This window comes from Paraburkholderia dioscoreae (assembly GCF_902459535.1).
In the GTDB taxonomy this organism is placed as follows: Bacteria; Pseudomonadota; Gammaproteobacteria; order Burkholderiales; family Burkholderiaceae; genus Paraburkholderia; species Paraburkholderia dioscoreae.
In genome coordinates this window covers 613,461-632,913 of sequence record NZ_LR699554.1, presented here as the reverse complement: position 1 = coordinate 632,913, position 19,453 = coordinate 613,461, and the positions used below count along the sequence as shown (strand labels likewise).

The 19,453-nt window shown below is 63.5% G+C and carries 20 protein-coding genes; 16 read left to right on the top strand and 4 right to left on the bottom strand.

Features of this window, described 5'->3' with window-relative positions; genetic code table 11:
* The first annotated feature begins 20 nt into the window (after positions 1-20).
* The 9 genes from fhcD (at position 21) to PDMSB3_RS22950 (ending at position 7,444) form a co-directional block, all read left to right on the top strand.
* Positions 21-980, top strand: a complete 960-nt coding sequence (gene fhcD, locus PDMSB3_RS22990) for a formylmethanofuran--tetrahydromethanopterin N-formyltransferase (protein ID WP_165187826.1) — start codon at positions 21-23, stop codon at positions 978-980.
* Complete coding sequence (locus tag PDMSB3_RS22985) at positions 977-1,822, top strand: formylmethanofuran dehydrogenase subunit C (RefSeq protein ID WP_007176305.1); 846 nt, start codon at positions 977-979, stop codon at positions 1,820-1,822. Before fhcD ends, PDMSB3_RS22985 begins: the two co-directional genes overlap by 4 nt.
* A 77-nt stretch (positions 1,823-1,899) precedes the next feature.
* Complete coding sequence (locus PDMSB3_RS22980; RefSeq protein WP_007176304.1) at positions 1,900-2,466, top strand: cytochrome b; 567 nt, start codon at positions 1,900-1,902, stop codon at positions 2,464-2,466.
* Entirely contained in the window at positions 2,463-3,503 is a 1,041-nt protein-coding gene (locus PDMSB3_RS22975; RefSeq protein ID WP_007176303.1) for an alpha/beta fold hydrolase, read from the top strand. The genes PDMSB3_RS22980 and PDMSB3_RS22975 overlap by 4 nt, the downstream gene beginning before the upstream one ends.
* A complete protein-coding gene (pqqB, locus tag PDMSB3_RS22970) occupies positions 3,500-4,420 on the top strand; it encodes a pyrroloquinoline quinone biosynthesis protein PqqB (RefSeq protein WP_165187824.1) in 921 nt (306 codons plus the stop codon). The genes PDMSB3_RS22975 and pqqB overlap by 4 nt, the downstream gene beginning before the upstream one ends.
* A gap of 82 nt (positions 4,421-4,502) precedes the next feature.
* On the top strand, positions 4,503-5,255 hold the full coding sequence (pqqC, locus tag PDMSB3_RS22965; protein WP_007176301.1) for a pyrroloquinoline-quinone synthase PqqC: 753 nt from the start codon (positions 4,503-4,505) through the stop codon (positions 5,253-5,255).
* Positions 5,252-5,542, top strand: coding sequence for a pyrroloquinoline quinone biosynthesis peptide chaperone PqqD (gene pqqD / locus PDMSB3_RS22960; protein WP_007176300.1), 291 nt, complete (start codon positions 5,252-5,254; stop codon positions 5,540-5,542). The genes pqqC and pqqD overlap by 4 nt, the downstream gene beginning before the upstream one ends.
* Positions 5,543-5,546: 4 nt before the next feature.
* Positions 5,547-6,779 carry a pyrroloquinoline quinone biosynthesis protein PqqE gene (gene pqqE, locus PDMSB3_RS22955; protein ID WP_007176299.1) on the top strand — a complete coding sequence of 411 codons (1,233 nt, stop codon included), beginning with the start codon at positions 5,547-5,549 and terminating at the stop codon, positions 6,777-6,779.
* Positions 6,780-6,781: 2 nt separating this feature from the next.
* Positions 6,782-7,444, top strand: a complete 663-nt coding sequence (locus PDMSB3_RS22950) for a response regulator (protein WP_007176298.1) — start codon at positions 6,782-6,784, stop codon at positions 7,442-7,444.
* On the opposite strand, the gene PDMSB3_RS22945 is transcribed toward PDMSB3_RS22950, so the two are convergent.
* A complete protein-coding gene (locus PDMSB3_RS22945; RefSeq protein ID WP_007176297.1) occupies positions 7,414-8,424 on the bottom strand; it encodes a histidine kinase in 1,011 nt (336 codons plus the stop codon). The two genes, PDMSB3_RS22950 and PDMSB3_RS22945, sit on opposite strands and share 31 nt — an antisense overlap.
* A 219-nt stretch (positions 8,425-8,643) precedes the next feature.
* Here PDMSB3_RS22945 and PDMSB3_RS22940 point away from each other — a divergent pair, with 219 nt between their 5' ends.
* Complete coding sequence (locus PDMSB3_RS22940; protein ID WP_165187822.1) at positions 8,644-11,010, top strand: TonB-dependent receptor; 2,367 nt, start codon at positions 8,644-8,646, stop codon at positions 11,008-11,010.
* 73 nt (positions 11,011-11,083) lie between these two features.
* On the opposite strand, the gene PDMSB3_RS22935 is transcribed toward PDMSB3_RS22940, so the two are convergent.
* Positions 11,084-12,178 carry a YVTN family beta-propeller repeat protein gene (locus PDMSB3_RS22935; RefSeq protein ID WP_007176295.1) on the bottom strand — a complete coding sequence of 365 codons (1,095 nt, stop codon included), beginning with the start codon at positions 12,176-12,178 and terminating at the stop codon, positions 11,084-11,086.
* A gap of 197 nt (positions 12,179-12,375) precedes the next feature.
* Between PDMSB3_RS22935 and PDMSB3_RS22930 the strand changes: the two genes are divergently transcribed.
* From PDMSB3_RS22930 to gph, 5 genes are all read left to right on the top strand, one after another.
* A complete protein-coding gene (locus tag PDMSB3_RS22930) occupies positions 12,376-13,137 on the top strand; it encodes an energy transducer TonB (protein ID WP_007176294.1) in 762 nt (253 codons plus the stop codon).
* Positions 13,138-13,164: 27 nt separating this feature from the next.
* On the top strand, positions 13,165-13,953 hold the full coding sequence (locus PDMSB3_RS22925) for a MotA/TolQ/ExbB proton channel family protein (protein ID WP_007176293.1): 789 nt from the start codon (positions 13,165-13,167) through the stop codon (positions 13,951-13,953).
* The gene (locus PDMSB3_RS22920; RefSeq protein ID WP_007176292.1) at positions 13,944-14,366 is read left to right on the top strand and encodes an ExbD/TolR family protein; all 423 of its coding nucleotides are present in this window, start codon (positions 13,944-13,946) and stop codon (positions 14,364-14,366) included. The genes PDMSB3_RS22925 and PDMSB3_RS22920 overlap by 10 nt, the downstream gene beginning before the upstream one ends.
* 147 nt (positions 14,367-14,513) lie before the next feature.
* The gene (locus tag PDMSB3_RS22915) at positions 14,514-15,278 is read left to right on the top strand and encodes an HAD family hydrolase (protein WP_007176291.1); all 765 of its coding nucleotides are present in this window, start codon (positions 14,514-14,516) and stop codon (positions 15,276-15,278) included.
* A gap of 25 nt (positions 15,279-15,303) precedes the next feature.
* A complete protein-coding gene (gene gph / locus PDMSB3_RS22910; protein ID WP_165187819.1) occupies positions 15,304-15,990 on the top strand; it encodes a phosphoglycolate phosphatase in 687 nt (228 codons plus the stop codon).
* Between the two features lie 140 nt (positions 15,991-16,130).
* Here gph and PDMSB3_RS22905 read toward each other — a convergent pair whose 3' ends face one another.
* Together PDMSB3_RS22905 and PDMSB3_RS22900 are read right to left on the bottom strand one after the other, a co-directional pair.
* A complete protein-coding gene (locus PDMSB3_RS22905; RefSeq protein ID WP_165187817.1) occupies positions 16,131-16,664 on the bottom strand; it encodes a hemerythrin domain-containing protein in 534 nt (177 codons plus the stop codon).
* A 127-nt stretch (positions 16,665-16,791) separates the two neighbouring features.
* Positions 16,792-17,709, bottom strand: a complete 918-nt coding sequence (locus PDMSB3_RS22900) for a YihY/virulence factor BrkB family protein (protein ID WP_007176288.1) — start codon at positions 17,707-17,709, stop codon at positions 16,792-16,794.
* A gap of 280 nt (positions 17,710-17,989) precedes the next feature.
* On the opposite strand from PDMSB3_RS22900, the gene PDMSB3_RS22895 reads away from it, so the two are divergent.
* On the top strand, positions 17,990-19,159 hold the full coding sequence (locus tag PDMSB3_RS22895) for a zinc-dependent alcohol dehydrogenase (protein WP_007176287.1): 1,170 nt from the start codon (positions 17,990-17,992) through the stop codon (positions 19,157-19,159).
* Positions 19,160-19,453 lie beyond the last annotated feature (294 nt).

Sequence of the window (19,453 nt, the reverse complement as noted above, 5' to 3'; positions counted from 1 at the left end):
GCAAAGGCGAAGCGCACACAATGAGCGAACCGGCGACCCTGCAGATCAACGGCACCACGATCGACGCCACCTTCGCGGAAGCCTTTCCGATGAAGGCAACACGGCTCGTCATCACCGCCCATACGCCGGCCTGGGCGATGAACGCCGCCAACTCGCTGACGGGTTTCGCCACCTCGGTGATCGGCTGCGGCTGCGAAGCGGGCGTCGAACGCATGCTGCCGGCCGGGCAAACGCCCGATGGCCGGCCGGGCGTGACGGTACTGCTGTTCGCGGTCTCGTCGAAGGAACTGGCCAAACAGATCGAACGGCGCGTCGGGCAATGCGTGCTCACCTGCCCGACCACCGCTGTGTACGGCGGCATCGACGCCGAAACGAGCCGCGCGCCGCTGTCCGACCGGGCGTCGCTCGGCAGTGGTCTGCGCTTTTTCGGCGACGGCTGGCAGATCTCGAAGATGCTCGGCGACACGCGTTACTGGCGCGTGCCGGTGATGGACGGCGAGTTCGTCTGCGAAGACACTGCGCTCACCGTCAAAGCCGTGGGCGGCGGCAACCTGATTCTGCTGGCGCGCGATATCGACGCCGCACTCGCCGCCGCCGAGGCCGCGGTCGCCGCCATGCGCAGGCTGCCGAACGTGATCATGCCGTTCCCGGGCGGCGTCGTGCGCTCGGGTTCGAAGGTCGGCTCGAAATACAAAGGCGCGAGCGCATCCACCAACGACGCGTTCTGCCCCACGCTCACGGGTCTCTCGGCGCACAGCGAACTGAGCGCGGAAGTCGGCAGCGTGCTCGAAATCGTGATCGACGGGCTCACGGGTACGGACGTGGGCGCCGCCATGACCGCGGGTATCGGCGCGGCCACCGGGCTCGGACGCGCGGCCGGCCTGCTGCGGATTTCGGCGGGCAACTACGGCGGCAAGCTGGGGCCTTACCACTTCCATCTTCACAGCCTCGCAGCCGGCCTCGACGGGAGCCGCGCATGAGTCAACGCACAACGCTGCGCGTGAAAACGCCGCCGGGTTTCCGGGTCGACGCTTCCTCCCTGCTGCCGATGCCGCTCGCGGCGATGAGCGTGGCGGACATCGAGCGCATGGTCCTGCCCGCGGGCAACGACAGGTGTATCGTGGGCGATATATTCCACGTGTCACGCAATGAAGCCGCCGATGTCTCAGAAGCGCCTCACGCCGGCGCCACCCTGGTGTTCGAGAACGCAGAGCCGTGGCTCGACCGCGTCGGTGCACGGATGACGGACGGGCACCTCGTCGTTCACGGTTCGACCGGCGACTACAGCGGTTTCCAGATGGCGGGCGGCATGCTGCACATCGAAGGCGACGCCGGACATTTCACAGCGTGCGAAATGCGCGGCGGCCGCCTGACGGTGACCGGCCATAGCGGCGATTTCGCCGCCGGCGCGCTCGCCGGCGACATGGAAGGCATGACGGGCGGCACGCTGACGATTCATGGCAACGCGGGTGCACGGCTTGCCGATCGCATGCGCCGCGGCCTCGTGCTGGTCGGCGGCAACGCGGGCGATTTTGCCGCGTCGCGACTGGTGGCGGGCACCATTGGTATCGGCGGTCAACTCGGCGCGCATTATGCGTACGGTATGAGGCGCGGCACGCTCCTGCTCGCCCAGCGGCCGGCGCACTTGCCGCCGACGTTCACCGAAGGCGGCCGCGGTTTCGACGTGTTCTGGGCGCTCCTCGTGCGCAGTCTCGCCATTGAAATCGCGCCTTTTTCGCAGTGGCGCACGGCGAGTTTGCCGACGCGCCACGCGGGCGATCTCGCGGTCGACGGACGAGGGGAAATACTGGTCGTGAGTTAGTCGCCGGAACCGGATGGCACGCAAAACAGCCCGTCAAACGGTGTTCGACAGAAACACCGGATAACGAAGGAGACAGCATGACGATAGCGCATTCTTCCCACCTGTCGCCGGGCGCCGAAGCGCCCGCGCCGCGCTATGCCGGCGTAATGATCGCGCTGCACTGGCTGATTGCTCTCGGCATCATCGGCCTGCTTGCGCTCGGACTCTATATGGTCGGACTGCCGAAGGGGATGCCGCTCAAGGCGACGCTGCTCAACCTTCACAAGTCGGTCGGACTGACGGTTTTCCTGCTGGTGCTTCTGCGCATCATGGCGCGTGTGGCCTTCAACCGGCCGCCCTTGCCGCCGATGCGACCGTGGCAACGCGCCGCCGCGCGCACTACGCAGGGCCTTTTATACGTGGCAATGGTCGCGATGCCGGTGTGCGGCTATCTGGGTTCGTCGTTCAACCGCTACGGGACGCGCTTCTGGGGTCTCCCGCTGCCGAAGTGGGGCTGGGACGACGCAGGTTTGCGCGAACTCTTCTTCGGCCTTCATCAGGCGATCGGCTATGCGCTGATCGTATTGATCGTGCTGCACGTGGCGGGCGCGCTCAAGCATCAGTTGATCGACCGCGACAATCTGCTGGCGAGGATGCTGCCATGATGCGGCGCGCCTCAAGTTCCGGGTCAACGCCAGGGGCACGGCACGCTTCACCACAAGCGCCGCTGACGGTCGACGCGCTGCGTACGCGCGATGGGCATCGCGTGTCGTTCACCGTAGCCGGTGCGGCTGACGGCGTGCCGGTGGTCGTGCTGCACGGCGGTCCGGGCAGCGGCAGTCAGCCTGGCGCACTGCGGCTCTTCGATCTGACGCGCTTCAGGGTCGTGCTGATCGACCAGCGCGGCACCGGCGCCTCGACGCCGCACGGCAGCGTGCGCCATAACCGCACCGACCGGCTGATCGAAGATATCGAAGCGATCCGTGTCCGGCTCGGCGTCGAACGCTGGGGCGTGCTCGGCGGCTCATGGGGCGCCGCGCTCGCGCTCGCCTATGCCGGCCGGCATCCGCAGTCTGTGACGGGCGTGGTGATGCGTGGCCTGTTTCTCACTTCCTCGCGCGAGGTTCGCGGGTTGTTCGTCACGGCGCGCAAACGCGCGCCGCGCGCATGGGCGCAGTTGTGTGCGGCCGCGCAGTGCGACCGGCCCGCTTCGTTGCTGGCATGCTGCCATGCCCGGTTGCAACGCGGCGGAAACGCGAACCAGGCGCAACAGCATGCACTCGCGCTCGCATGGCGCGGCTATGAAAATGCCGTGCTCGCCAGTGCCACCTCACGCCGCTCACGCTCGCCCGCAAGAAGTTCGCGTCAAGACACGCGCAAGCTGATCGGCAAGTACCGGATTCAGGCTCACTACCTCATGCATCGCTGCTGGCTCGGCGACACCCGTCTGCTCTCGCTGGCGCGCGGCGCCGCCGCGGCAGGCGTGCGGCTCGTCGCCGTGCATGGCTCGCGTGATCCGGTGTGCCCGCCGGACAATCTGCGACGCCTCGTGCGTGCCGTTCCCGCGGCACGCGTCGAATACGTGCGCGCCGGCCACCTGGCGAGCGACCCGAAGCTGCACGAACGCGTTGCCGCAGCACTCGCGATGATGTTCCTCCCAACCACTCACGACGAGGGGCGCGTTCTGCGCCGCGCGGCATGAAGATCAAGGTACTCGGCTCGTCGGCGGGCGGCGGTTTCCCGCAATGGAACTGCAATTGCCGCAATTGCGACGGCGTGCGGCACGGCACGATAAAGGCAACACGCCGCACGCAATCGTCGATCGCGGTGAGCGCGAACGGCGAGGACTGGCTGCTCGTCAACGCGTCGCCCGATCTGCTCGCGCAGATCGCCGCCAACCCGGAATTGCAGCCGGCTCGCCGCGCGCGCGACAGCGGCATTGCCGCGGTGCTGGTTATCGACGCGCAGATCGATCACGTGACCGGCCTACTGATGCTGCGCGAACGCGACACGCCGCTGCCGCTCTATGCGACCGATGCGGTATGGCAAGACTTGTGCAGCGGTTTTCCGGTTGCGCCGATCCTCTCGCACTATTGCGGCGTCGAGCATCGGCGTATCGCGCTCGACGGCGTGCCGCTGACCGTAGATGCGCTCAACGGCGTGCAGATCGACGCGCTGCCGCTATCGAGCAAGGCGCCGCCCTATTCGCCGCATCGCAACGCACCCCAGCGCGGCGACAACATCGGACTTGTCATCACGAACCGGCAGACCGGCAAGCGCGTGTTCTACGCGCCCGGACTCGGCGCAATCGAAGCGCATGTGCTCGCGGCGATGCGCGAGGCCGATCTGCTGCTCGTCGACGGCACGCTGTGGACCGCCGATGAAATGATCCGCCTGGGTCTCTCGAAGAAGACCGCGGCCGACATGGGCCATCTGCAGCAGTCCGGCCCCGGCGGCATGATCGAGGTGCTGGACTCGCTCGGCGCGCACAATGCCCGCAAGGTGCTCATTCACATCAACAACACCAATCCGATTCTCGTCGAGGATGGCCCCGAGCGCCGCATCCTGACCGAACACGGCATTGAAGTGGCGTATGACGGAATGACGTTCGAGATCTGACATGAAGCGATGAAATCAGACTGAAGCGGGAGATGAAGCGCAAGTCTGCAAGCGTAGTCACGAAGTGCAAAACGGAGACAGCATGAACGCGAAAGATACCTTGGGCACGGCACCGCAGCAGGACGCGGAAACGAACGGACGCGACGGGCGCCCGGCCTGGACCCGCGAAGAATTCGAAGCACAGTTGCGCGCGAAAGGCGCCGCGTATCACATCCATCATCCGTTCAATGTGAAGATGAATAGCGGCGGTTGCTCCCGCGAGCAGATTCGCGGCTGGGTCGCCAATCGCTTCTATTATCAGATCAATATTCCGTTGAAGGATGCGGCCGTGCTGTCGAATTGCCCTGATCGCGAAACGCGCCGCCGCTGGGTGCTGCGCATTCTCGACCACGACGGTTACGGCGACGAGGAAGGCGGCATCGAAACATGGGCACGGCTCGGCGACGCGGTCGGCTTGTCGCGTGACGACCTATGGTCGCTGAAACAGGTGGCGCCCGGCGTGCGTTTCGCCGTCGACGCCTATGTGAATTTCGCGCGCCGCGCGCCGTGGCAGGAATCGGTCTGCTCGTCGCTCACGGAAATGTTCGCGCCGCAGGTTCATCGCGACCGGCTCGCGACCTGGCCGGAGCACTATCCGTGGATCGAGTCTTCGGGTCTCGCGTATTTCCGCTCGCGCATTTCGCTTGCGCAACGCGACGTGGAGCACGGGCTCGCCGTCACGCTCGATCATTTCACGCGGCGCGAACAGCAGGAACGCGCGCTGGAGATCCTGCAATTCAAGCTCGACATTCTGTGGACCATGCTGGATTCGATCGAAAAGGCCTTTCCGCAATGAACGATCTGCCACGCGCCGGCGGCGCCACGCAAACCGCCGATCGTCCGACGATCAGCAAGCTGTTTCGTCTGCAATGGGAGCCCGCTCAGAACGCTCACGTCCTGCTCTACCCGGAAGGGATGGTGAAGCTCAACCAGAGCGCGGCGGAAATTCTCAAACGTTGCGACGGCACGCGCGATATGAACACCCTGATCGCCGACCTGGAGCAGGCGTTCAGCACGACCGGGCTCGGTCCCGACGTGCGGGCGTTCGTTGCCGACGCGCAGTTGCGCGGCTGGCTGGAGTAGCGCGATGACGGACCTTTCACAACCTGCCGGCGCCGCACAGTCGCAGGCGACTCCGGACGGAGTCGCACCGCCGCTCTGGCTGCTCGCCGAGCTGACTTATCGCTGCCCGCTGCACTGCGCGTTCTGCTACAACCCGGTCGACTATACGGATCATAGCCGCGAGCTCAGCACCGAACAATGGATCGGCGTGCTGCGTGAAGCGCGCGCGCTCGGTGCCGCGCAACTCGGATTTTCAGGCGGCGAACCGCTCGTGCGCGACGATCTGGAAGTGCTGGTCGGCGAGGCGCGCAAGCTCGGCTTTTATACGAATCTGATCACCTCCGGTGTCGGTCTCACCGACAAGCGCCTCGGCGATCTGAAGGCCGCCGGCCTCGACCACATCCAGCTGTCGTTCCAGGATTCGACGCAGGAACTGAACGACTTCCTGAGCAGTACGCGCACCTTCGATCTGAAACAACGCGTTGCCGCCTCGATCAAACGGCACGGCTTTCCGATGGTGCTCAACTGCGTGCTGCATCGCTACAACCTGCCGCACGTCGACAAAATCATCGACATGGCGCTCGCAATGGGCGCCGAATACCTGGAGCTCGCCAACACGCAGTACTACGGCTGGGCGCATCGGAACGAAGCGCAGTTGATGCCGACACGCGAACAGCTGGAGGAAGCCGAAGCGGTAGTCGAACGTTATCGCCGCACACAAGGTGAGCGCTGCAAGATCTTCTTCGTGGTGCCGGACTACTTCGAGCGACGCCCGAAGCGCTGCATGAACGGCTGGGGCGCGGTGTTTCTCGGCGTCGCCCCGGACGGCGCGGCGCTGCCCTGTCACGCCGCCCGCAGTCTGCCGGGACTCGTGCTGCCGAACGTGAAAGAGACGCCGCTGCGCGAGATCTGGTACGAAAGCGACGCGTTCAATCGCTTTCGCGGCCTCGCGTGGATGAAAGAGCCCTGCCGCAGTTGCGACGAAAAGGAACGCGACCTCGGCGGCTGTCGTTGCCAGGCCTATCTGCTCACCGGCGACGCGGCCAACGCCGACCCGGTCTGCGACAAGTCGCCGTCGCATGACGCCGTGGTGAGCGTGGTAAACATGGCACGGCGCGCGGCCGCCGCAGGCGAAGCGCGCGAGCAGCCGATCCTGTTTCGCAACGACACCAACTCGCGCAAGCTGGCGTCTAATGCGTCCGCTGCATCCGTGGCGGCGAGCGGCGATACCGGCAGCCACGGCGGCACAGGAGGCTGACCATGACAGCCGGAGACATTTCCGTCCTGCTCGTCGACGATCACGCGGTGGTGCGCGAGGGTTACCGGCGACTGCTCGAACTGAACGCCGACGTGCATGTGTGCGGCGAGGCAGCCGACGCCGCCCAGGCCTATCAGCGTTTTTGCGCGCTACGGCCGGACGTGGTGGTGATGGACGTCTCGTTGCCGGGCGCCAGCGGCATCGAAGCAATGCGGCGTATGCTGGCGCGCGAGCCGGACGCGCGCGTGCTGATCTTCAGCGTGCACGAGGAGGCGATTTTCGTGCGCCGCGCTCTCGACGCCGGCGCCCTCGGCTACGTGACCAAGGCCAGCGCGCCCGACGTGCTGGTGGAAGCAGTCCGCACCATCGCCCGGCGCGCGGGTTATCTGAGCCCGGATATCTCGCAGGCGCTCGCGCTGCGCAATGCGTTCAGCGAAGGTCCGCCCGGACGGCAATTGTCGGCGCGTGAATTCGAGGTGCTGCGTCTGCTCGTGCAAGGGTATACGCTGCCGAGCATTGCCGAAAAACTGGGGCTGAGCCAGAAGACCGTGGCCAATCATCAGTCTGTGATCCGGCAGAAGTTCGGCGCCGACAACGGCGTGCAGCTCGCCCAGATGGCGAGCCGCCTCGGGCTTCAGTTCACGGGCTCGGCAAGCCCTGCGTGAGCAGGCACCCGCGCGCAGAACAGGAACCCGCCCTCCGGCTTGCTCGCCACGTGAAACTCGCCGCCGAGCGCTTCGACCCGCTCGCGCATGCCGATCAGGCCGAGTCCGCCGCGCGGCTTGTCGAGATCGGCGCCGGGGCCGTCGTCGGCCATGGTGACGACGATTTCATCGACGAGCCTGCCGTCCTGCCGCGCTAGCGTCTCGCGCGGAGCACGTACCATGAACACTTCCACGCGCGCAGTGCGGGCAAACTTCGAGACATTGGTCAGCCCTTCCTGCACGAGCCGGTAAAGCGTGATGGTCAGCGCGTCGCTCAGACCGGCGAAGTCCCCTTCGATCGTCAGCGAAAACGATGCGTCCGGCAGCCGCTCACGCCAGCCGTCGACGCAATGCTCCAGCGCGCTCGGCAAACCGAACTCGTCGAGCCCGATAGGCCTCAGGCGCCGGATCATGCCGCCAATCTGCCGATAGACGTGACTCGCACTCTGCATCAGGCCGAGCGACACGCGATGGATCTCCGGCTCGCGTGTGCTGGACAGATCGCGGATGCGCGCGGCGTCGAGCGAGATCGCGTTCAGGTACTGGCCCAGTTCGTCGTGCAGTTCGCGCGCCAGATGGCGGCGTTCCAGTTCCTGCGCCTGCAGCGCCTGATTGGCAAGACGCCGGTTGTCGGCGAGCAGGCGTTCGGCCTGCTCTTCCAGCGTGCAACGACGGATCAGCTCACGACGCGCCTCGCGGTACCGGCGCCATGCGAACCACGCGAGGCCGATGGAGAGCACGCACAGCGTGCCCGGCAATTCGTCGAGCTGGAAGCGTTCGAGGCCGCGCGTCCAGCGGTAAGCGTGCTCGCTGAAATCGAACCTCGCGCTCAACACGGCGGCGAACACCGTCAGCGCGAGCACCCATGCAAGGTCGCGCCGCACCGTCGAATGCGGCGGAACGGGGCGCGCTGAAGAAGGGTTCGAGGGATCGCTTGCCATCACGTTTGCATTCGTCACGTTTGCATTCTACTCAGACCAGCGGCCCGCAACGGTTTGTTGCAGCGCGTTTGGGAACGCTTCCCCGCGATATCGGGAAAAGCTCCCGGGTTTCGCGCGCCGGCGTATGCGAAGCTTTGCACACACAGAAAGAAAGCGCTACGCACGCCGCAACGCGGTAGCGCTAATGAAGATAGCGTCGATCCGGCCGGAGACAAAACTATGAACATGCCGCTCAGCGCGCACCGCGCATCCCGCTTACCGGACTTGCCACGTTTGCGCCGGCGCGCCGGCCTCACCCTCTGCTTCGGCAGCGCTCTCGCGAGCTTGTCGGTCTCGGTGTGGGCCCAGGGCGAAACAGCCACGCCAGCAGCAGCGGCTTCGTCCGCCGCGCCGGCCGGTGCGAGTCCGGACGCCGATACGGTGAAGCTCGCACCGATCGTCGTGGTCGGCACCACGCCGCTTCTCGGCATCGGCACACCGCTCTCCCAGGTGCCCGCCAATGTGCAGACCGTTCACGCCCAGGACCTGGAACAGCAGCACCGCAGCACGCTTACCGACTACTTCGCGAAGAACCTGCCGAGCGTCGATATCGCCGATGCGCAGGGCAATCCGTATCAGGTCAACCTCAACTATCGCGGCTTCACGGCGTCGCCTTTGCTCGGCACACCGCAAGGCCTCTCGGTGTTCGTGGACGGCGTGCGCGTGAACGAGCCGTTCGGCGACGTGGTGAACTGGGACCTGCTGCCGCAACAGGCGATCGACACGATCCAGCTGATTCCCGGTTCGAATCCGACCTACGGGCTCAATACGCTGGGCGGCGCGCTCGCGATCACGACGAAAAACGGCAAGACGAGCCCCGGCGGCGAGGCCGAGGTGCAAGTGGGCTCGTGGGGCCGCAAGACCGCCCAGATCGAACAGGGCGGTACCATTGGTCAGAATCTCGATTACTACGTGACCGGCAGCGCGGCGAACGATAACGGCTGGGCGGAGCAGAATGCCAGCCGCGTGCGGCAGGCGTTCGGCAAGCTGCGCTATACCGACGCCGATACGACGCTGTCGTTCTCGGCAGGCGGCGCGGACAACGACCTGCACGGCACGCAAACCATTCCGCGATCTTTCCTCGGCAATCCGAAGCAGCCTTATACCTATCCCGACCAGAATCTGAACACCGCCGCGTACGCAACGCTCTCGGGCGACCATTACTTCAACGACCACGTCGAACTGAGCGGCAACGTTTATTACCGGCACTTCCGCAACGACAATGTGAGCAGCAACACCAATCCGGACTTCGGCTCGGTGGACGACGACGGCAACGTCGATACGACCCAGGCGACCAACGAGAAATCGATCGTCTCGACCGACAGCTATGGCGCCAGCCTGCAACTCACGCTGCTCGGCAAGCTCGGAGGAATGGAGAACCAGTTCGTCGCCGGTGTGTCCGCGGATATTGCCAACTCCCGGTACACCCAATCTTCCCAGGACGCGGTGTTCACCGCTTCACGCGCGACGATCGGCATTGGCGATTTCGAGCAGGAAACCGCGGCGAAAACGCATAACGGAAACTACGGCATCTATCTGCAGGACACCTTGTCGCTCACGAAGCAATGGACGTTGACGCTGGCCGGACGCTACAACTGGGCGGACGCCACGATCGGCGACTCGAGCGGCACGCAGCCTCAACTGGATGGCCACCATACGTTTTCCCGCTTCAATCCGGCGGTCGGCATCAACTGGAACCCGACTTCCGCATTCACGGCTTATGCCACCTACAACGAAGGCATGCGTTCGCCGACCGCCATCGAATTAGCCTGTGCGGATCCGTCCGCGCCCTGCTCGCTGCCGAACGACTTCGTGTCGGACCCGTCGCTCCAGCCGGTGATCTCGAAGACCTTTGAAATCGGCGCACGCGGACGCATCGGCCAGGCAACGACCTGGAGCGCCGCCGCTTACAGCACGACGCTCGACAACGACATTGAATTCATCAGCACGAACGGCGCCACCAGCAACCAGGGCTTCTTTCAGAACGTCGGCCGCACGCGCCGGCAAGGCGTGGAGCTGTCCGGACACAGCCAGTTCGGGCCGCTCGCGGTCACGGCCAGCTACAGCTATGTCGATGCGACCTACCGTTCGAGTTGGACCGAAAGCAGCCCAAGCAATTCCAGTGCGGATCAGAACGGCAACATCACGGTCAAGTCGGGCGACCATATTCCCAGCATCCCAGCGAACACCGTCAAACTGCAACTCGACTATGCGGCCACCGCGAAGTGGAACATCGGCACCAACCTGACCTGGCGCGGCGGCGTCTATGCGCAGGGCGACGAAAACAACCAGGACGTGAACGGCAAGATCGCCGGCTATCTGCTGATCGATCTGGATACTTCGTACCAGGTGACCAAACAGCTTCAGGTCTTCGCGAGCGTCACGAACCTGCTCGACAAGCGCTACGCGAGTTTCGGGGCGCTCGGCGAGAACTTCTTCAACGGCGCGAACCATACGTTCGACGGCGCAAACGCGACCAACGAACAGTTCGTTGGGCCGGGTGCGCCGCGTGGTTTCTGGGTCGGGTTGCGCTACGCGTGGAAGTAGCGCGATGGGCGTGAGCCGATCGACGCGTCGTCTTGCCTGATCGACGCTCGATCGGCTCACATGCGGCACGTGCTCAATGCGATTCGATCGAGCCGTCGCTATGCGGATAAGTAACGATGCCCCAGGCCAGCGGCAATTCGCCGATCTGTTTGATCGGCTGATAGCTCTGCGCGTCGAGCACATAGACCGCGTCGGAGCGCCCGCACGCCACCAGCAGCTTCGCGCCGTCCGGCGTGAAGCTGAAGTGCCAGCAGCGCTGTCCCACGGGCACGTCGGCGACATGCTCGTAGCTGTGGCCGTCGAAAACCTGAACGGTCCTGTCGCGCGCCGCGGCGACGAAAAGCCGCTTGCCATCCGGCCCGAACGCTACCCCGTAAGGCCCGAGCTTCGTATCGACAGTCTTCGTGACCTGGTACGTGCGCGCGTCGATCACCACGAACTTGCTTAGCGATTCGAGCGTGACCACATAATCCTTGCCATCCGGTGACAGGCGGATGCCGCGCGGACGGCCACCTGCAACGAGCTTAACGGTTCTCACCGGCGCACCCGTGCGGACGTGATAAACGGACACCGTGTCGTCACCCTCGTTGGTGACGAGCATCGTGTTGCCGTCGCGTGAAAATTCGATACCTTCGGTTTCGTGGCCGCTCGTCACTGAACGGATCACGCGCCAGGTTTTCATATCGACGATCGCGATCTGCGCCGGCGGCTTGTTGGCGTCATCGTCGTCGGCTCCGGGCTTGGCGTTGGCGGCGGGTGGGCCGCCGTCTTCGCCGGGCTCGTAGGTCACGTATGCGAGGCCATTGTGCACGCGCACATATTCGGGGTTCTTGCCGATCTTCACACGCTGCACGACCTGACCCGAAGCCGTGTCGATCACCGCCAGGTCGCCGGTATTCTTGTTGGCCACGAGAAGCCGTGTGCCGTCTGTATTCAGACTCAGGCCGCGTGGGCCGTCGGCACCGACCGGAAACGTCTTGGTGAGCGTCATCTGATCCAGATCGATCACGCCTACGCCGGCCTTCTCGCTGGTTACGTAGGCCATTGGGGCGGCGGCGTAAGCCGTGCTCGCGGCGAGCGCGATCGCCGTAGCGGCAGTGGCTAACGTGGCGACAGCGAAAGCGAGGGAACGTGTTGGCGTTGTGATGCGAAACCGTGTCTCCAGCATTGTTGTACTCCGTAGTGAAATCGCTGCGCCGCGAAAGCTCGCGTCATTCAAGCAAAGTAGTCCATTGGAGGATCGTTTGACAACGAACATCGGGCGGGAGATTTTCCCGAATTGACGCTGCGGGACCAGCGGCAGTACTAAAACACGCTGCAGGGGTGGAAAATAAACGCGGAGGTGGCCAATGCAAGGCCTCGACCATGATGCTGGAACGTGCAATGGCGACGGCTGGATATACCGCGAACGATGCGGCATGGCGCCGTCGGATCGTCGTGGCGCTGGGCGCCGTGGTCGCCGCTCATGTGGGCTTGCTCGCGTGGGTGTCGGCGACGCGGGACAGGACGTTGGAGCGAACGGTCGAAGCGCCGGCCATCGTTGCGATGTTGTTGAGGAATGAGCCGGAGGTGGCTGCTCCTGCCGTGCCCGCGCCGGCCGCCGTGGTTGCAGCACCGCAAGCCGCGCAGCCTCCTGCACGCAGCAAACTCCCGCCGCCTCGTCTCAAGGCGCCGCGCAGCAGCATAGCGCCTGCGCTGGGTATGCCGGCCACGCCGACGCCGTCCAGAGACACTGCCCGCTCACCCGAGCCCACTACTCCACCCGTTGCCGCTACGCCTTCGCCCGCAGCACCGGCAACGAATACACCGGCGACCGCCGCCGAACACACGGCGCCCGCATCGACCACGCCAAAGAGCGTATCGCACGTCGACTGCGATATTCCCAAGCCGGACTATCCCGACGTATCGAAGCGCCGCAATGAAAGCGGCACCGCGATCGTCCGCTTCGTAGTAGGCCTGAGCGGTCATATCGAAACCGCGCAACTGCAAAAGAGCAGCGGCTATCCCCGGCTCGACGACGCAGCGCTCTCCGCCGTGCACGCCGGAGCCTGCCAGCCGTACAGGGAAAACGGCGAAGCGGTACGCGCTGCCTATTCGGAATCGTTCGTCTTCGGATTGACCGAGTAACTTGTCTACGGGTCAAAGGAATTCACCATGCAACACTACGGCCTCGCGAATGTCTGGGAAAGCGGCGACATCGTCACGCGCTGCATTCTGAGCACGCTGCTGATCATGTCGGTCCTCTCGTGGACGGTGATTCTAGTCAAGCTATGGACCATTTTGCGGATCAAACGCGTGACCCGCCAGGCCGAAGCGCAATTCTGGCGAGCCGACCACTTCGAGGACGGATTGAAGAGCCTCGGCGCCCACGCATCGAAGTCGGTCCGCGACAATCCGCTTCTCGCGCTCGCCCTGGCCGGCGAGGAAGCTGCGGCCCATCATCAGCAAACGCAGTCGCATTTGCATGACCGCATCGACGTATCCGACTGGATTACGCGGCGCCTGCAGGACACGATGGACGACGCCATCGCACGCATGCAAAGCGGACTCGCGGTGTTGGCGTCGATCGGCAGCACTGCGCCCTTTGTCGGGCTCTTCGGCACCGTGTGGGGCATTTATCACGCGCTCATCCTGATTGGGGAGACGGGACAGACCTCGATCGATCACGTCGCCGGACCGGTCGGCGAGTCGCTGATCATGACGGCCTTCGGCCTCTTCGTGGCGATACCCGCGGTGCTGGGATACAACGGGTTGACCCGCGCCAACAAGTCGGTCGTGACGAGACTCAAGCGTTTCGCGCATGGACTGCATGCGTATTTCGTGACCGGCTCGCAATTGCCGTCGAGTACCGGTCCCGACATGCGCATTGTGCCGCGCGCTGTTCCTGCGGCAAATGGCGAAGCCAATGACGCCACGAACGACGGAGCGCTCAAATGGCAATGACTCCGTTCTCCGACGACGAAGAAAGCGGCCTGATGAACGAAATCAACATGACGCCGCTCGTCGACGTGATGCTGGTACTGCTGATCATCTTTCTCGTCACCATCCCGGCAATGCAGCACGCGGTGAAGATCGATCTGCCGCAAGCGAGCAGTCAGCCGGATAACGTCAAACCCGCGCATCTCGACGTAGCCGTGCAGGCAGACGGTTCGATTCTCTGGGACGGCCATCCCGTGGCCGATGACGTTCTGCGCGCAAGGATTGCCGAGGCCGCTCATACGAAGCCTCAGCCCGAACTGCATTTACGGGCCGACCGCAAAGTGCCCTATGAGCGCGTCGCCGACGTGATGTCGGCTGCGCAGGCCGGCGGACTGACAAAAATCGGCTTCGTGACCGATCCTCGGGAGAAGAAATAACGCGGTGTTTCCGCGTGATCGACACAACGACTTAAAGGATGCCTTACCGGAGACCAAAGAATCTCTGAATTCAAATCGGCATCCGGCTCCGCTATCGTGGCTGCTTGAACTTGCCTGAACCTGCGTGAACCCAGGAGAGCCCGGACCATGCAAGCCCTGATCTTCGACGTGGACGGCACACTTGCCGATACCGAGACCGCTCATTTGCAGGCCTTCAATGCCGCATTCGCCGAAGTGGGTCTCGACTGGTTCTGGGACGAGTCGCTCTACACCCGTCTTCTGAAAGTGGCGGGCGGCAAGGAGCGCCTGCTGCATTACTGGCACGTCGCCGATCTGGAAGAAGCGGATGGCACGCGTATCAACGACGTGATCGACGCCGTGCACGCGATCAAAACCCGTCACTATGCCGCGCGCGTGCGCAACGGCGGCTTGCCGTTGCGGCCGGGCATTGCACGTCTGATTGCCGAGGCGCAAGCAGCCGCCATTCCGGTGGCGATCGCAACGACCACCACCCCCGCGAACCTCGACGCATTGCTGCAAACGCCGTTCGGACCTACGTGGCGTACGCGCTTTGCCGCGATTTGCGATGCCGGCACGACCCACGTAAAGAAGCCTTCGCCCGACGTCTACCTCGACGTGCTTCGGCAACTCGGTCTGAAAGGCCCAGACTGCGTGGCCTTCGAAGATTCCGCGAATGGTCTGCGCGCGGCACGTGCGGCGGGCGTTCCCACTATCGTGACGCCGACCGTCTATACGTCGCAAGATGATTTCGACGGTGCGCTGGCCGTGCTCCCTCACCTGGGCGAACCGAACGCGCCGATTCCTTCGTCTGTACCGGATGAACGGGCCGGTTGGGTCGATCTGGCCACCTTGCGTCAGTGGCATCGCCACGCGTCGGCCGCGCTCGCCTGATCTGAACATGCATCGGGCGCCATTCATGACAGGTATGCGGCCCAAAGCCGTGCTGGTCGATCTCGACGGCACGATGGTCGACACCGCGCCGGACATTGTCGAGGCGGTCAGCCATATGCTCGACGAGTTCAGTACCGCGCGGTTGCCGTTCGAGACCGTCAGCGGCTTTATCGGCAAGGGCGTGCCCAACCTGGTTCGACGCTCGCTGGAAGCGGCCGGTCTGGACCGGCACGTCGATGTCGAGCGTGCATTGAACGTGTTTCATCGCCACTATGTGCAGACCAATGGACGCCTCGGCCGCGTTTTTCCTCACGTGGAAACCGGCCTTGCGGAGCTGCAGCGGCTTGGCTACCGGCTTGCGTGCGTCACCAACAAGCCGAAGGAACTCGCCGCGCGGCTATTGCTCATGACCGGGCTCGCCCGCTTCCTCGACGTACTGGTTGCCGGTGACTCGATCGCGACAATGAAGCCCGATCCCGAACCGTTGTGGCACGCGTGCAGGCTGCTCGACGTGGAACCTGAAAACAGCGTACTGGTTGGGGATTCGCCGGTGGACGTGAGCGCCGCGCGGGCGGCAGGTCTGCCGGTGTTCATCGTGCGCTATGGCTATGCCGGGCCACACGGGTCGGCGGCGCTGGAGTGCGACGGTTTGATCGATTCGCTCATGGCCATGCCGGCGATCCTTGCGTCCCGCAGAGCGCCTATTGAATGACGTAATTGATGATCAGATTGCGGATACGGATTTGCAAACATCCGCAGGTGCGCGTGGCTAAACCCTGCGGATTCCTACTAATGCCAAGTGAAAACGAAGCCCCTCAGCCCCATTCCATCGTTGCCGTCGCGCTGCTCGACTCAAAGCGTCGCGGTCTTGTCGCCCACTGATCTGCTGCCAACCGCATCGAGCTTGGCTTGCAGTTCCGCCTTGCGTTTTGCCATCTTTTCACCGAGCGTGCGGAGATCGCATTTCGACTTGCGCAGCTCCGGGAAGAGTTCCTGCTCTTCTTCCTCCACGTGATGGTCCACCATCTCGCTCATTACCTTGAAAGTTGCGTCGAAACCTTTGTCGCCCGCTTTCAGCGTTTCGAATTTCGCAATCAGCGATTTGACGAGGTAGTGCTCGATGTAGGCTTCTTCGACATCCACCTTATCGCTGTCGGGCAACGCTTCCTGCGCAGCCGGATAAAGCAGTTCCTCCTCCAGTATCGTATGGATGGTTAGCTCTTCGCAGGCACGCTGCGCAAGCGCCGCCTTCGCTTCGAGGTCGTCGTCCGCTTTCTTGAACGCGGCGAACAATTTTTCAACTGCTCGATGGTCCGCCTCCAGAAAGGCCAACGCGTCGATTGTGCCGAAGCGGGTCTCTGTCTGATTCTCTTTCGTGGCTTGCATCGTGATCTCCTCGGTCATGCGGTTGAATGGTCTGGTTGCCACCGTAGTCGAGCAAGCGATATGCCCGCCGACCCAGCGCGATCAGGCATCCCGATCACGCTTCCATGCGCTGCCATCGAATATCCGGTTAATTGCGCGGCTGTCCGACAGTTACGGGCGTCTTCCCGTCCGGCGTCTGACGCTCGCCATCCATCGCTGAAGCGACCTCTGCGCCGAGTAGAAACACCGCTGCGGAGAAATAAAGCCACATCATCAGCACGGCAAGCGAGCCGGCGGCACCGAACGAGTTCGCCGTACCGGCATGTGCGAGGTAAAGTCCGAAGAGCCGCCGCCCCACCGAGAAAAGGACCGCAGAAACGATTGCGCCCGTCATGGCGTGTCGAAATGGGACATGCGTGTCCGGCAACCAGCGCAGCATTGCCGCAAAAGCGGCAGATAACACGACGATGCCGAAAACGGTTTGCGCGATCTGCGCGGCCATCACCAGCGGCGATTCGCCGAACAGTCGTTGTCCGACGAAAGTGATTGCCGTATCGAGTACCAGCGAAACCACGAGCAGGAATCCGACACCGAGTACCAGCCCGAACGAAACGAGGCGTGCTCGCACCAGAAGCGCCAATCCGGCCAGCCCGGCTTTTGGCTTCGCGGCGAAGACAACGTCGAGCGCCGTGTTCAGCGAACTGAAGGTGGCCGATGCGCCGATCACCAGCAGCATGATGGAGAGAAGCGCGGCCAGGCCGCCTCCGCTTGCACGATGCGCGCTTTCGACAACGGCCTGCATCGCGCCGGCTGCGTCGTTGCCGAGGATGTCGTGCACCTGCGCAAACAGCTTGCCGCGGGCGGCGGCTTCGCCGAAAAACCAGCCTGTCACCGTGAGGACGATCAGCAACGTCGGCGCGAGAGAAAACGCCGCGTAGAAGCTGATGCTCGCCGCCAGCGTCGTGCATCTGTCCGACGCAAATCTGCCGACGGCTTCGACAGCAATGTGGAAGATGCTACCGCCGCGGCGGCGGGCGGCCGCTTCCGAGCGGATCGATCGGCTCACTTTCGTTCTCCTCGTCATTCGCCCGGCGTGCGATAAACGCCGCCGGGTGCGCTGGGTCCGTTTTCCCGTCTACCTGTTCGAGCCACCGTGCCCTTTTTTAGCAGGTCGGTTCGGTACGGCGGGCCGTGAAGAATCCCGCTACGTGACTTCGAGCAACCGCCATTCCCACACGCAAGGCGCACCCGCCACGGGCGGGAATAGTCGTTGCGGAGGGAAGGCGCCGGCCTTATGCGTGCGGTCGCATGCAAGCAATGGCACTGACATTTACCGGGAGCTTCGAATGAGAGCACTACGTTGGCATGGCAAACACGACATCCGCTGCGATACGGTCCCCGACCCGATCATCGAAGAAGGACGCGACGCGATCATCAAGGTCTCGACGTGCGCCATTTGCGGCTCGGACCTTCATCTCTTCGACGGCTTTATGCCGACCATGGAAAGTGGCGACATCATGGGCCACGAATTCATGGGCGAAGTGGTCGAAGTCGGCAAGAACAACAAGGCGTTGAGCACCGGGGATCGGGTCGTCATTCCGTTCACGATTTTTTGCGGCGAATGTGATCAGTGCAAGCGCGGTAATTTTTCCGTCTGCGAACGCAGTAACCGCAACAAGGAAAAGGCAGACAAGGTCTTTGGCCATGCAACGGCCGGACTATTCGGGTACTCCCATCTGACCGGCGGATATGCAGGCGGACAGGCGGAATACGTGCGTGTGCCGATGGCGGACACCACGCACGTCAAGATTCCCGATGGACTAACCGACGAACAGGTTCTTTTCCTCGGCGACATTTTTCCGACCGGCTGGCAGGCGGCGGTGAACTGCGATATCCAGCCCGAGGACACGGTCGCCATATGGGGTGCGGGGCCGGTCGGCCAGATGGCAATCCGTAGCGCCGTGCTATTGGGAGCCCGGCAGGTGGTGGTCATCGACCGTGTACCGGAGCGGCTCGTCATGGCCAAGGCCGGCGGTGCGATCACCATCAACTTCGACGAGGAGAGCGTGCTCGACCGTCTGAAGGAGTTGACGAACGGCAAGGGCCCGGAAAAATGCATTGACGCAGTCGGCATGGAGTCTCACGCCACCCGCTCGTTCGACGCGATGTACGACCGTGTCAAGCAGGCCGTGATGCTGGAGACTGACCGGCCGCACGTGCTGCGGGAGATGATCTACGTGTGTCGCCCTGCCGGCATATTGTCCGTGCCGGGAGTGTATGGCGGGCTTATCGACAAGATCCCATTCGGTGCCTCCATGAATAAAGGCCTCACCTGGAAGATGGGACAAACGCACGTCAACCGCTGGACAGATGATCTGTTGCGCCGGATTCAGGAAGGACAGATCGATCCGTCCTTTGTGATTACGCACACGGTTTCGCTGGAACAAGGGCCCGATATGTATAAGACGTTTCGTGACAAGGAAGACGGCTGTATCAAAGTCGTCATGAAGCCATGAAAGCGTGACGATCACGCATAAAAAAATCCCCGCAGGGCAGCGGGGACAAGTTGTTGCGTGATCTGATTACCGGCAGTGGTTTTGCCAGTGGTGATGAACCATTACCCGGTGGCAGGAACGGTGATGCGGATTGGCGGATGCAGGGGAGACGGCGCACAGAGATGCGGCGGCAACGGCGAGTGCGAGGACTGCTTTTTTCATGACGTATGGCTCATAAGTGAAAAGAAATTGCATGGGCTGGTAGCGCCTGATACGAAGCGGGTAGCGACGACTCCATCCCGGAAGGCAAAACAC